We start from the raw sequence: 13,085 nt of genomic DNA on the forward strand, positions 1-13,085 counted from the left end.
ATCGTTCTAAAAGTAAACTCATTAATAGATTCGGGAAGAATTTTGCTCACCCAATTTGATTATAGCTTACTCTGATGACAAATGAGAGGCTTGCTTTGCATTTTTTACCTATCTTCAAACTATGAATCGAAAGGTAAATCATCAGTTTGTAGTGTCATAGTTGGGTGGCATTTGGGATAATCGACTTGAGATGACGCTTATGAATAAAAACTTGCACCATTATCACGCATATTTGTTACGTATTTGGCGCGAAGAAGCGGGAATGCCCTGGCGCGCCACGCTGCAAAATCCGCATACAGGCGAACAGGAAGGGTTTGCCACAGTGGAGCAGCTTATTGACTTTATTCGCACCAAAACGGAAACGGCCGCTCAGGACACAGACAATTAGTTGTTTAATGCCGCACACTGCTTCGTTTTTGTAAGGAGTGACCTGCCTGAAGACGGCCGTTTCATGCCCTCCCCGCACCAAAATTTGCTCATTTGCCCAGCCTCGCTATACTAATTAACTGCTAATGCAAGGGTTTTGTCACTAAAATGCCCCGCATTTTCTAGGGAAGAAAGAAAGCGATTCAACACACAGGCTCTGAACGCCTGTTGGGCGATTTCATGACAAATTCGTCAAATTCACGTTAGTCTGCCAACTCAGTAGCCGAAAAAGCCACCTGACCCAATATTCAGGCGGTATTTTTGCGTATCTGTTGCTAACAAACGCGCATCCCTGAATGTACTATGGCGCATCCCAACAGTCTGGTGGAACTCAGTGTGTACAAAATAATAGATGGCCAACGCGGCCAAATATATTTGAGAAGGAGGTGGTGAACAACGTAAAAATAATCTGAGAAGCTCTCTGACTCAATATTTTTGTTAAGGTTTTTACCTGGAGGAGAAAATCCATATGAATAAGAAAATTGTTGTTTTAGCAATGCTGTTGCTCGCACTGGCTTTAGTAGCCTGTGGTGGCGGTGAGCCTGAAACCGTTACCGAGTTTGTTGAAGTGACCCGTATCGTTGAGGTACAGGGTGACCCGGAAACTGTTGTAGAAACTGTTACCGAGACTGTGACTGAAACCGTCACTGAAACTGTCACTGAGCAGGTAGCCGTAGAATTTGCTGGCGGTGGCGACACTCTGGCTCAGGTTCAAGGTCGTGGCACGCTCAACTGTGCTGGCAACGCCAACGTGCCTGGCTTTGGTTACCTGGACCCAGATACCGGTGGCTTTAGCGGTTTTGACATTGATTTCTGTAAAGCAATTGCTGCGGCCGTTTTGGGCGATTCTGAAGCAATTGAAGTAACCCCCACTACGGGTCAGTCCCGCTTCCCCACGCTGCAATCTGGTGAAGTTGATGTGCTTATTCGTAACACCACCTGGACCAGCAGCCGCGATACCGCTCTGGGTTTCGACTTTGCTCCAGTCACTTTTTATGATGGGCAAGGCATGATGGTGCGTACCGAGAGTGGCATCAGCAGCATTAGCGACATGGAAGGGGCAACCATTTGCGTGCAGTCTGGTACGACCACCGAGAAGAACCTGTCTGACTACATGACGGCTCTAGGCGTTACCTACACCCCGCTGGTTGGTGACGACGCTGTAGCCACCCGCGACGCGTACGATTCTGGTGCTTGCGACGGCTTCACTACTGACAAATCGGGTCTGGTTTCTCAAATTATTCTACTGTCTGACCCCACTGCCCACACAATTCTGGAAGAAGATATGTCCCGTGAACCGCTGGGGCCGCTAACTCGTCACGGCGACAACAACTGGAACGATATTGTAAGCTGGGTGGTGCAATGTACGTTCAATGGTGAACTGCTAGGCATCAATCAGGAGAACGTAGACAGTTTCTTAGGTGGCGACGACCCGGCTATCCAGAATGTTCTGGGTGAAACGGGCGATCATGGGCAGGCAATTGGTTTGTCTAACGACTTCTGCTACCAGGTGATTAAGCAGGTTGGTAACTACGAAGAAATTTACAACCGCAACCTGGGGCCGGACACGCCCTTTAACCTGGCACGCGCCCGCAACGCGCTGTACACCGATGGCGGTATCATCTACCCCATTCCGTTCCGTTAAGATTTGGGGTCGTGTGGCGTGGTTGTTTTTGCAGCCACGCCCACGTTTAGATTTTTCATGCAGCCCGACCTCGTGTCGGGCTGTGCTGTAACAAACCTGTTTTAGCGACTTCTAGCCTGCTTGTGTGCCTGCCTGGCACAAGTGGGCAGTTAACAAAAGAAAGCTGCCTGCCACGAGTCCTTGCGTAACGTCCTCATGGCAGGTGAGCCACAGGGGTAACGTCTATGTCGGACATACCAAAACCATCCCTGCGAGGCAATGAACGGATTCCACCCTGGCGAGACGGCCGTATCATCGGAATTCTGCTGCAAATTGTCTTCGTTGTTCTCCTTGTCCTCAGCCTTAATTGGCTTTTTACCAATATTGGCAACAATTTGGATGCGTTGGGTGCGGGGCAGTTTAGCTGTAGGGAGGGCGGCACCAGCTATCGCTGCGCTTTCGACTTCCTCAGCGGCGAAGCCCAATTCCCCATCAGTGAATCTGTTATCGACTACGATCCCAATACCGATTCCTTCTGGCGGGCCATTGGCATTGGTGTGCTAAACACGGCCAAGGTTGCCTTTTTTGGCATCATTCTCACCACCATTTTGGGTACTTTTACCGGCATTGCCCGGCTTTCTAGCAACTGGCTGGTGAGTAACATCGCTAAATGGTACATCGACCTGATGCGCAACACGCCGCTGCTGCTCCAGTTATTTTTTATCTACTTCGTCATTTTCCTAGTTAGCTTGCCCTCAGTAAATGACGTCCAACCTCTCTTGGGCTTACCCATCTTTGTTAGTCAGCGGGGCATGAATTACCCCTCACTTGTGCCAATGGCTTCCTTTGCTACCTGGGCAGCATTCATTGTGCTGGGCCTTGTGCAGGCGCAGCTGCTTTGGGTGATGTTGGGGCGGCGCGAGGAGCAGACTGGGCAAGAAAGTAGCCGGGGACGCTGGGCGATCCTGTCCTTTGTGGTGGTGGTCATCATTGGCTGGTTTATTGCGGGCAGCAATGCCGATACAGAAGCGGTGCTCGTTTCGCGCGCCTCCCGCATTCGTGACTTCGACGACATCCCTGCCCTGGTTGAACGGCGGCTCGGGATCAACGATATTGGCGATATTGAGACGAGGCTAGAAAACGGAACGCTGGCGCAGGAGGCTGTAGATGAAGCCGCACTCAAAATATGCGCCATCAATGAATCAGCTTCAGAAATTAATCTGACGGCGCAGCTCCGCCGGGCCAATGTACCGTTTGACGTGGAGCGCAGTGACCGTGCGGATCAGGCGATTGAGAGCTATGCGGCGGGCGACTGTGAAATGTTTGTGGCCAACAAGGCTACGCTAGCTGCGGAACGTGATTTGCTGGAAAACAGTGCCGATCAGCTCATTGTGCCTTTGCCAGAAACACCAGTGCGGCTGTCTGTACCGAAGTTGGAAGGGTTCAACTTTGTGGGCGGCTCCAAACTGACGCTGGAATTTGCCGCCATTTTGCTGGGGCTGGTGCTGTACACGGCGGCGTTTGTGGCCGAGATTGTACGGGCGGGCATTTTGTCGGTATCCAAGGGCCAAACGGAAGCGGCGCGGGCGTTGGGGCTTTCTGAAACGCAGCGGCTGCGGCTGGTGGTATTGCCTCAGGCACTGCGAGTGATTATCCCTCCGCTTACCAGCCAATATTTAAACCTGACGAAGAACTCTAGTTTGGCAGCGGCCGTTTTGTTCCCAGACCTGTATCGCAATATCAATACCATCATCAACCAATCTGGGCGACCGATTCAGCCCATTGTGATTATGGCGCTCATTTACCTGTCAATCAGCCTGTTTATTTCCTTCTTCCTGAACTGGTATAACAACAAAATTGCGCTGGTGGAGAGATAATCATGACAATATACCCTCAAAAACAAACGCGATTCGACTTTTTACCAGAAGATTTTCAGGTGCAGATCAACCGATTTGTGACTGAGCAAATTACCCGCTCCTGGGTTTTGACCCTGTGGGTGATTTTGCTGACTGGCTTCACGGTGGCCATGATTGTAAATCGGGCGCAGGCTGCGCCAGTTTCTACCATTTTGGTGCTGGTGGCCTGGGTGGTGACGGTGGCACTGGTGGTGATGAATGAACTGCGCCACAAGCACAACGCGCTCTCGCTCTGGCTGAAAAACAACATGTATAACAATATCACCAACACGCAGATTAGTTTGCTGATTGTGTTGGGCATTATTGCGACCGTTATTGCTTTTTACAATTATGCTTGGGTTAATGCCAGCTTTGTGGCCATACCGGCATCCGATTATCGGGCAGAGCTGATTGAAGCAGGCGGTGCAGAGTACTGCTTCACAATGGGGGGAATTGATACAGATATTTCGGCTACGGCTATTGTTGCAGACCCAGCCGAACGCTGTTTTGCCACAGCCGATCTGACCGCCCCGCCGAGCAATTTGGCTGTTGGGGAAGAAGCGTCTTCGTTTTGCTTTGACCAAAAGCCCGGCGACCCGGAAAACGGGATTACCTGTTTTGCCAGCACCGCCGAAACCCCCGACTTCTTTACCGTAGAACGAGAATTTACCGGTGCCAACTGGGGGGCTGTGGAAGCAAACATGGTCACGATGATGATCTTCCGCTTTAACCGGAACGAAACGTGGCGCATCTGGGCGGTCATCATTTTGTTGGCAGTGTTGTTTATACCGACGACTTTTGTGTACCGCGCTAGCTTTAACAACAGGCGGGTGCGTCAGATGTTAACGTATGCCTGGCTAGCATCGCCATTTATCATTTTCCTGTTTCTGCGCGGGGTGGAACCAGTGCCTTTTGAGGTGGATGGCTCTGCGTCCGTGGTTGAAGGCATTTGGGACAACACCTTTGCCTGGACAGGTTTCATTGATGAGCTAGAAGAGGCGGGGCGCATTACGTATGTAAACGGCCGTCCGCTAGAGCGCGGACCGGGGGGTACCCTAACGCCAATTTCCAACTGGACCCGGATACAAGCAACGCTTTCAGGCAATCAATATTTGCTCGGGCTGTTGGGCTTCCTGCTTTTTGGCGGATTATCGCTCTTCTTGAATCGCCGTTTTCCGCAAAAAGATCACGAGGGAGAATTGGCTCGGTTTGGCCGGGCGGTGCTGCGAATTATTTTTATCATTTCGGCCGTTTACGCTTTACTCGCCTTCCTCCAGGTGTTTAGCATGCTCATTGGCTCGTTAAGCTACACTCGTGAACTCGCGGTAAATGGCGTGTTGCAAGAAGTAAAACAGCCCATCTTCTCTAGCCTTGACCCAGATGTCAACTGGGGTGGCTTCCTCCTCACCATCATCATCACCGTCTTTGCCATTGTGGTTTCTTTCCCCATTGGCTTGCTGATGGCACTGGGACGCCGCAGCAAGATTCGCGGCATCCCGGCCTGGCTAACCTATGGCGCAGCACTGGTTATTGCCATTTGGGGCTTTACCCAAAGCACCCCAGGGATGATTGAAGCTGCGCGCAACAACTTTGAACTGGTGCTCGCCTATTGGCCAATCCTCGTTTTGCTTGCGGCCTTTGCCTTCCAGCGCACCTTTGACGGTAATGTTCTGGCGGCTTTCAGCACACTTTACATTGAATTTGTGCGCGGCGTGCCATTGATTACCGTCCTGTTTGGCAGCATCATCCTTTTCCCAATTTTGCTTCCTCCAGGCGTGGAAATATTGAACACTTGGCGCGTTTTGTGGGCCGTTGCCCTTTTTGCCGCAGCGTACCTGGCCGAAAACGTGCGCGGCGGTTTGCAAGCGATTCCCAAAGGCCAGTACGAAGCGGCCGATTCGCTAGGCTTTAACGCTTTTCAAAAATACCGACTCATCATTTTGCCCCAGGCACTCCGTGTGGTCATTCCAGCCATCGTTGGACAATTCATTGGCCTGTTCAAAGACACAACCCTGGTCGCCATCATTGGCATGTTTGATGTGTTAGGTGTGGCCAACGCCATCGCCGCCCAGGAAGATTGGTTGGGCGTACGGCGTGAACCGTATATCTTCCTGGCGCTTCTCTACTTTGTCGGCTCTGCGTTGATGACCGCGTACAGTCGCCGACTGGAAAAACAAACAGGATTGGGTGAGAGATAAAATGACAGGGGTGAGTGGTTAGTGGCTAGTTGTTTTACCAGCCACTAGCGACTAACCACCAGCCGCTTACTTTCAGGAGAGAAAAATGACAACAGCAGCAACACTTACACAGATGGAAGATGTAATTGTGGCCCACAATATTAATAAATGGTATGGTGATTTTCAGGCTTTGCGGGATGTCAGCCTGACGGTCAAATCTGGTGAAGTAATTGTGATTCTAGGGCCATCTGGTTCTGGCAAATCGACGTTTATCCGCACGCTCAACCGTTTGGAAGAGCATCAGAGTGGCGACATTATTATTGATGGCATTACGTTGAGCCATGATGTGCGCAACATTGCTGAGATTCGGCGGGATGTGGGAATGGTGTTCCAGCAGTTTAACCTGTTCCCTCACCTAACGGTGCTGGAAAATGTGACGCTGGCTCCGATTCATGTGCGCAAATGGTCCAGGGAGCGGTCGGAAGAGGTGGCGATGAAATGGCTCACCCGCGTGGGTATCCCGGAGCAGGCGGGCAAATATCCAGGACAGCTTTCTGGTGGACAGCAGCAGCGCGTGGCCATTGCCCGGACGCTCTCGATGGAGCCGAATATTTTGCTGTTTGATGAGCCTACGTCGGCGCTGGACCCGGAAATGATTAAGGAAGTGCTGGATGTGATGCGGGATTTGGCGCGGTCTGGCTACACCATTTTGGCGGTAACTCATGAAATGGGGTTTGCTCGTGAGGTAGCGGATCGGGTTATCTTCATGGATGCTGGGCAGATTGTGGAGATCAACACGCCGGAAAATTTCTTCACCAACCCGAAGAATGACCGGACGAAGCTGTTTTTGTCGCAGATTTTGCACCACTGATTCCGGTAAGCGGTAATGTCGCTTAGCGACCGCTTCGCGTACAGTTTTCAGTAATCAGTAAAAACAGAAACGGCCGCTTTTCTTGAAGCGGCCGTTTTTTTATTGTTGAAACCACAGTAGGCGGGGGCGGAACTGGGCGGCCTGTTCGGGGGGCGTGCTGGATTGAACGGCCGTCAACATTTCCCAGCTAAACAGATGTTGTTCCTCAATTAACACGGGGCGGCTAAAGGGAAAAGCTGTACGCATGGCGTTGTCCAAATCATGCGGCAGGCGACCCCAAAATTGGCTGCTGGTGGCCACAGAGGGACGGGCCGGTACAAAACGGAAGCGGGCCGAAGGAGCTTGCTCTGTGAGAAACTTGAGCCATTCCCAAGCGGCGTACGGCCGTTCCGACCTCGATGTAATAAACGCGCCATCTACCCACAGCGGCGTAATGCCATCAAATCGATTGGAGCCAGGGAAGGGCAATACGCCCATTGGGTTCAGTTGGAAGCGTAGCTCATAAAGCAACGGAGATTCTACCCAGATGGCTGCCCGACGCCGCGCAGATTGCCAGTTTGAAAGGACACCTGCCCGTTCCACCTCGCTCATCATCGTAAAATCGGCCATTTGCCCTGGCTGGCCCGCTAACGATTGGTACCAGCTTAGCGTGGCGGCAACTGCCTCCGGCGTAAGCGGCTGGTCGCAGCGCACGGTAACCTCTTCGCAGGTATTGTTCCAGTTGTAGGCATACGAAAATAGCACGTCTGCCCCCACATCTAAAAAGCCCCACTCCAGCACCCCGTTTTGGGAAGCATCGCCGTGGGAAACGGCCGTCATGTCTGCTTCCATCTCCTGCCATGTCCAGCGGAGGGTTGGCTCTGGCTGCTCAGCGGCGCGATAGGCGTTTTTGTCGTAGTAAATGACGTTCATCCGCCCTGCCAGCGGCATAAACCACATATGCTCCTGCCACCAGGCACCTTGCCAGAGCTGCTCATAAAAGTCAGCGCGGTCAAAAATAGTGTCTGTCTGCATCATCGCAGTGAGGTCACGCACCGCACCGGCTGCCAGTAATTCGGCCGTGGGTGCTTTGCCAACGACATCGAGCATTGCGATATCTTCAAGAGTGGGGTGCGATGTTTCCAGATAGATTAGCTCGATGGTGATGCGCGGATTTTGAGCCATGAATTGGGCAGCGGCCGTTTCGTAATCAATGAGAGGGTATTCCGATTTGGGGATGCCGAAGCGGAGGGTGACCGTGTCGAAGCGGTCGGCGATCCGGCCGTTTACCAATTGCCAAAACAGATCGGACGGTTCACCATTTTCAGCCAGCCCCACCAGGCGGGGCGAGGGAAGGATGAGCTGGTCGGCAGCGGCCGTTTCCTGGAAGTGGGGGGAGATAGTAATCGTGAACGGCCGTTCTGCCGTGGGGCAATCTGCCACGCACAGCGTAAGAATGCGCTCCGTGATCTGATTGCCAATTTGTTCAGCCAAGTCGGCGTCGGTTTGAGTGTAACGCAGCCTGCCCCAGGCGTAATCAGTAAAGGTAAGATTGCCCCAGTAGCCGGGCGCATCTGGCTGGCGGATGAGGCTACCGTCTGGCTGAATTTGCCAGAAGGCAACGCGCTGGTACGTTTGTGTGCCTTCTGCCCATTGCAGGTTAGCCCAAATCGTATTTTCGTGTTGTTCCGCGTTGGTGATGATGGGATCGTGGTGGTAGAGACGGCCGTTCAGAGGCAGCAGTTGGACCGTAAACCAGTCAGGGTCATTTGCCTGAAAGCTGTAAAACAGATCGCCATCCCCGGCCAGATATGCGTCTCGTTCAAAGTCAAGCGCGTTCTGGGTGAGCTTGATGGCGTTTTGCTCGGCGTCGGCCAGCTCCGTTTGTGCGGTGCGCCACAGCCAGCCGCCCGCCACGATGAGGACGGCTATAAGTGCCAGCCAGAACCAGGGGAGAGATTTGCGGGAAACGGCCGTGTCCGACAGCGGAGGCAGATCGTTCTCTTCTTCGCCAATTTGCCAATCGAAGCGCTCGCTCATGTGTCACCGCCAAGGGGTTGGGCTATCTCGTTTGTTGTGTAAAAGCGGGAAAGTAATTTGAAGTTAGAAGAGTCATTTCTCCCGCTTTTACTTACGTAAATCACAATTTCGCGGCTCGATTTTCATTAAAACAGCTTTTGTGATTTACATGAATCGGTGGGGCAAGTATAAAACAAATGCGAAAAAAACGCATTTCACAGGAGGGACGTTTCGGGGGATGTTGAAAGGACGGCCGTTTCATATGATGCCATCATCAAGTTGAAACGGAGGTTCCCGATGAAACAACAAATTCCCTATCAGAGCTATCAACTAAAAAGCACCTTTGGCCAGACGGCCGTAAACATCCGGCCCATGAAACCTGGCGACACGGAGTTGCTAATGGATCTGCATATGCGGCTTTCTGATGAAAGTTTGTATAAACGATTTTTGCGACTTTATCGGCCAACGGTTAGAGACATTCAATTTATTACGAACCTTTCTGCCACGCAGGGTGCGGGTGTCGTGGCCACAACCACGCAAAACGGCCGTGAGCTAGCTATTGGGTTGGCTTACTACGTCGTAGAGGAAGATAGCCAGGTGCCCAGTGCAGAGCCTGCTTTTGTGGTCGATGATTGGTATCAAGGGCAAGGATTGGGCAAGAAACTGTTTTCCGCTTTGTGCCAAACGGCCGTTGCTCACCAAATTGCGTGCTTCAACGTGGTTGTCCATCCAGCCAATGGCAGCATGATGCGCATTTTTGAACGGAGCGGCTTGCCTATGCAGCAGCAGCTTCATTACGGCGAACGTGAACTGTGCATACAGCTCCCGTCACCAGCAAGGCAACATTTTATGAATACGGCCGTTACAGCTCATTCAATCTATCAACAACAACTGTAATGAGGGTGATGTGGCGTTCCGTGGTTGCCCGGTTAGATAATCTGGCTGACCAATTCAGGGAGCGTAAACATTGCGGCGGACTGTTCAGCACGTGAAACAAATTCAGGCGGCAATTCGGCTGTAAGCTCATCAATAATGGGCTGATTGTTGTCAACATCAATTTGGCGAATTCTGTCTTCTGTTTTTACAAACAGCAAAATGGCCAACGCGTTTTCTAACTGCCCCTGACTGGCGACGGCCCTGGCATAGGCAGATAAAATTGAAAGCGCGTCGGGCACAGTTTCTGTCGCCCAACTGAGCGACAGGGCAGATTTCAGCGTCTTTTTCGCTTTTAGCACATCGCCAACGTCCAAATAGGTGATTCCCAGATTTTTCGATAGAGAAGCAAGCACTCGGTTTTCGCCGATTTGTTTGGCCAAAGCGATGCTCCTTAGCAAGTGGCTTTCCGACTTTTTGAATTCACCCAATGTACGATATGCGCCTCCCATTGCCCCGATACATTCCATTTCTAGCCGCGTAAAGCCCGCTTCCCGAGCATATCCTAATGCCTCTTGGTATGCTTCCAAAGCCAGCTCGGTTTCTTCTTGCCGCGAATAAGCAGTGCCAATGTTGTGTAGCAGCATGGTTAATCCGGGGGCAAAGTTTTGTTCCCGGAACAGAGCCAGCGACTCTTGGTAGCGGGCATGGGCTAACTCATACTCTCCTGCGTCTACAGCCACTACGCCCAGCACCTTTAGCGCATCGGCCTGAATGAAATAATCTTGGGGAAGTTGGGCGTAGCCTAATGCCTTTAGTAGCTGTTCCTGCGCGAGGTCGCGCTGCCCACGTAGCACGCTGGCTTTGGCCCAACAGTTGTAAGCAAACGCCAAAAGCGACCGATTTTCTGTCTCTTCTAACCAGGGGATGGCTTGGGCCAGTAGCTCGTCAACCTGCTGGTAATGGCCCAGGCCAAAGCTAAAGTAGGCCGCTTTGGTTTGTAGGTTGGCAATCATTGTTTGGTAAAGGTTGGCTGTTGGTGCGTCTTTGATTGCTGGTTGGGAGACGGCCGTTTCCAAAACCCTTAGCTCGTCTAAAAAGAAATCCAGGGCGGTGCTCATCGGCCCTTTAAGGTAGTAATAAAATTGCCAGCTCTCAATAAAGGGTGGTAAATAGTTGAGAATTTCTTCTGTGGCGGGTTGGCTGGTTACGGCCGTTATCAGCCATTCCCAGGCTTGCGTCAGGTTCCCCTGCTCAGAAACAATTTTATCGAGGGCGCGTTGGTACGCCGCACGCTGTATATCATACAATTGTTGCTGCATGAAGTTGGCAAAGTAGGCGGCAAATCGGCCGTATAGCTGCTCTGTTGCAGCGGGGGGCAGCTGCTCAATAGAATATTGCCGCAGCAATTCATGAATCCAGTAACGCTGCTGGTCATCTACAGTGATAATCGAGCGATCTGTTAGCTGTCGCAGCACTTTTAGGTTGGCACCGCAAATGTTTTGGGCAGCTTCGCGGGTAAACCCACCACTAAAAAGAGATAACTTGGGCAAAACAGACGCTTCCTCCGCAGTGAGCCGCTTCCAGGTGGCGTTGAAAATGGCGCGAATGCTGCGCTGCCTTTGCGGCAAATCTTTGAGCTCTGTTTCCAGGAAATCCACACTTTGCCCAATCTCCTGCCGAATCTCTGCAAAGGAGAGCATACTGGCCCAGCCAGCAGCCAACAGTAATGCTAAGGGCATTCCCTGCACAAGTTGGCAAATGCGCACTATCTCAGGCCACTCATCTGGCTGAACGGCCGTACTGGGCCGAACCAGATTGACATGCTGCAAAAAGAGGGTGATGGCGCTGTGGGATTCAGGGGAAACGGCCGTTTCTGTCTCCGGTATTTCCAAACCATGAAGAGTATACAGTTGTTCCCCAACTAAATTTAGTCGTTCGCGTGAGGTAGCCAAAATTTTTATACCAGATGCCCTTTCCAGTAGCTTTACGAGCAGAGGAACGCCACTTAATAAATGCTCAAAGTTGTCTATCACCAACAAGGCGGTTTTGTCCTGCAACGCTTGCAGTAACTGCTGCTCTGGGTCTTGTGAACCGGATAGACGAATAGACATCGCCTCGGCAATTGCAATGGGAACGTCTTCTTGAGTGGTTAATGCCGCCAGCGGCACAAAATAGACAGCATTGTTGAAATCTGCCTGCATTTGCTTGGCCACCGAAAGTGCCAAGCGTGTTTTGCCAATTCCGCCCGTGCCAACAATGGTGAGCAGGCGGCACTCAGGCTGTGTTGTGAGCAATTGGACAATCTCTGCCAATTCTTGTTGCCGCCCTACAAACGGCGTGGCTGGTGTAGGCAAGACGGGTTGCCTCAGCGTGAAAACGACTGGCTCCGGAGGCGTTGGCGATGCAAAATCACGACGCTTGATTGCCTCGTAAATTTGTGACGTTTCAGGTGCCGGTTCTACGCCAAGCTCTTCTTGCAGAAGCTGCAAACACGTTTCATATTGCCGAATAGCGGCGCTATGCTGGCCTGCCCAAGCGTATAGCTGCATGAGTTCACGGTGGGCCGGCTCATGCAACGAATCAAGCGACAACCAGCGACGGCCGTATTCAATCCCTTTGTCAAACTCATTTGCGGTTCGATGCCAATGGATGAGCTTTTGCAAGGTTTCTCCCAGCTTTTGGCGCAACGCTTCCCGCTCAAAAAATTGCCATTCATCAAATTCGGGGCAGTCTGGCAAATTAAAACCGCTCATAAAGTCGCCGGTGTAAAGGGTGACCGCTTCTGCCAGTACAGTGGTGCACTCGGAGCAAACTGCTTCGGGGGGATGATTGTGGTTTTCTACAGTTTGCAGGTGTGCTTGGAATACGGCCGTATCCACCTGAAATGCTCCCCCTGTACGCAACCCGATTTGCATCCGATCGGCATCTAAATAACTGTCTCCTACAAACTCTTTGAGCCGACCCAGTTCGCGCCGCAAATTTTTTAATGCCCCGGATTGATCATGCTCAGGCCATAGCAATGTCGCTAAAGATTCGCGGGTATAAGGTTGCCCGCCATGTGCCAGGAAGGCTAGCAAGGCGATAACTTTCCGCCGCCCAATGGAATAAGGACGGCCGTCACGCTCAAATTTTGGGGTGCCAAACAATGAAACCTTCAATTGCATGCTGTGCGCCATCATGCCCCAGTTAAAAGATTCCCAAGCCAAATATTTTTGAGG

At 51.8% G+C, this 13,085-nt stretch carries 8 protein-coding genes; 6 read left to right on the forward strand and 2 right to left on the reverse strand.

What is annotated here, in order from left to right; translation table 11 throughout:
• Positions 1 to 199: 199 nt before the first annotated feature.
• The 5 genes from ACOQPU_RS17405 (at position 200) to ACOQPU_RS17425 (ending at position 6,993) form a co-directional block, all read left to right on the forward strand.
• The gene (locus ACOQPU_RS17405; protein WP_420641097.1) at positions 200 to 388 is read left to right on the forward strand and encodes a hypothetical protein; all 189 of its coding nucleotides are present in this window, start codon (positions 200 to 202) and stop codon (positions 386 to 388) included.
• A gap of 507 nt (positions 389 to 895) precedes the next feature.
• The gene (locus ACOQPU_RS17410) at positions 896 to 2,071 is read left to right on the forward strand and encodes an amino acid ABC transporter substrate-binding protein (protein ID WP_420641098.1); all 1,176 of its coding nucleotides are present in this window, start codon (positions 896 to 898) and stop codon (positions 2,069 to 2,071) included.
• 224 nt (positions 2,072 to 2,295) lie between these two features.
• Positions 2,296 to 3,927 (forward strand): ABC transporter permease subunit, encoded by a 1,632-nt coding sequence (locus tag ACOQPU_RS17415; protein WP_420641099.1) that lies wholly within the window; start codon positions 2,296 to 2,298, stop codon positions 3,925 to 3,927.
• A gap of 2 nt (positions 3,928 to 3,929) precedes the next feature.
• Complete coding sequence (locus ACOQPU_RS17420; protein ID WP_420641100.1) at positions 3,930 to 6,143, forward strand: amino acid ABC transporter permease; 2,214 nt, start codon at positions 3,930 to 3,932, stop codon at positions 6,141 to 6,143.
• A gap of 85 nt (positions 6,144 to 6,228) precedes the next feature.
• On the forward strand, positions 6,229 to 6,993 hold the full coding sequence (locus ACOQPU_RS17425) for an amino acid ABC transporter ATP-binding protein (protein ID WP_420641101.1): 765 nt from the start codon (positions 6,229 to 6,231) through the stop codon (positions 6,991 to 6,993).
• 99 nt (positions 6,994 to 7,092) lie between these two features.
• On the opposite strand, the gene ACOQPU_RS17430 is transcribed toward ACOQPU_RS17425, so the two are convergent.
• Entirely contained in the window at positions 7,093 to 9,012 is a 1,920-nt protein-coding gene (locus tag ACOQPU_RS17430) for an extracellular solute-binding protein (RefSeq protein ID WP_420641102.1), read from the reverse strand.
• A 276-nt stretch (positions 9,013 to 9,288) separates the two neighbouring features.
• Here ACOQPU_RS17430 and ACOQPU_RS17435 point away from each other — a divergent pair, with 276 nt between their 5' ends.
• Entirely contained in the window at positions 9,289 to 9,888 is a 600-nt protein-coding gene (locus ACOQPU_RS17435; RefSeq protein WP_420641103.1) for a GNAT family N-acetyltransferase, read from the forward strand.
• A 32-nt stretch (positions 9,889 to 9,920) separates the two neighbouring features.
• On the opposite strand, the gene ACOQPU_RS17440 is transcribed toward ACOQPU_RS17435, so the two are convergent.
• The gene (locus ACOQPU_RS17440) at positions 9,921 to 13,031 is read right to left on the reverse strand and encodes a tetratricopeptide repeat protein (protein WP_420641104.1); all 3,111 of its coding nucleotides are present in this window, start codon (positions 13,029 to 13,031) and stop codon (positions 9,921 to 9,923) included.
• Between the last annotated feature and the right edge of the window lie 54 nt (positions 13,032 to 13,085).

The sequence above is a fragment of the Candidatus Leptofilum sp. genome (assembly GCF_965223285.1).
Classification (GTDB): Bacteria; Chloroflexota; Anaerolineae; order Promineifilales; family Promineifilaceae; genus Leptofilum.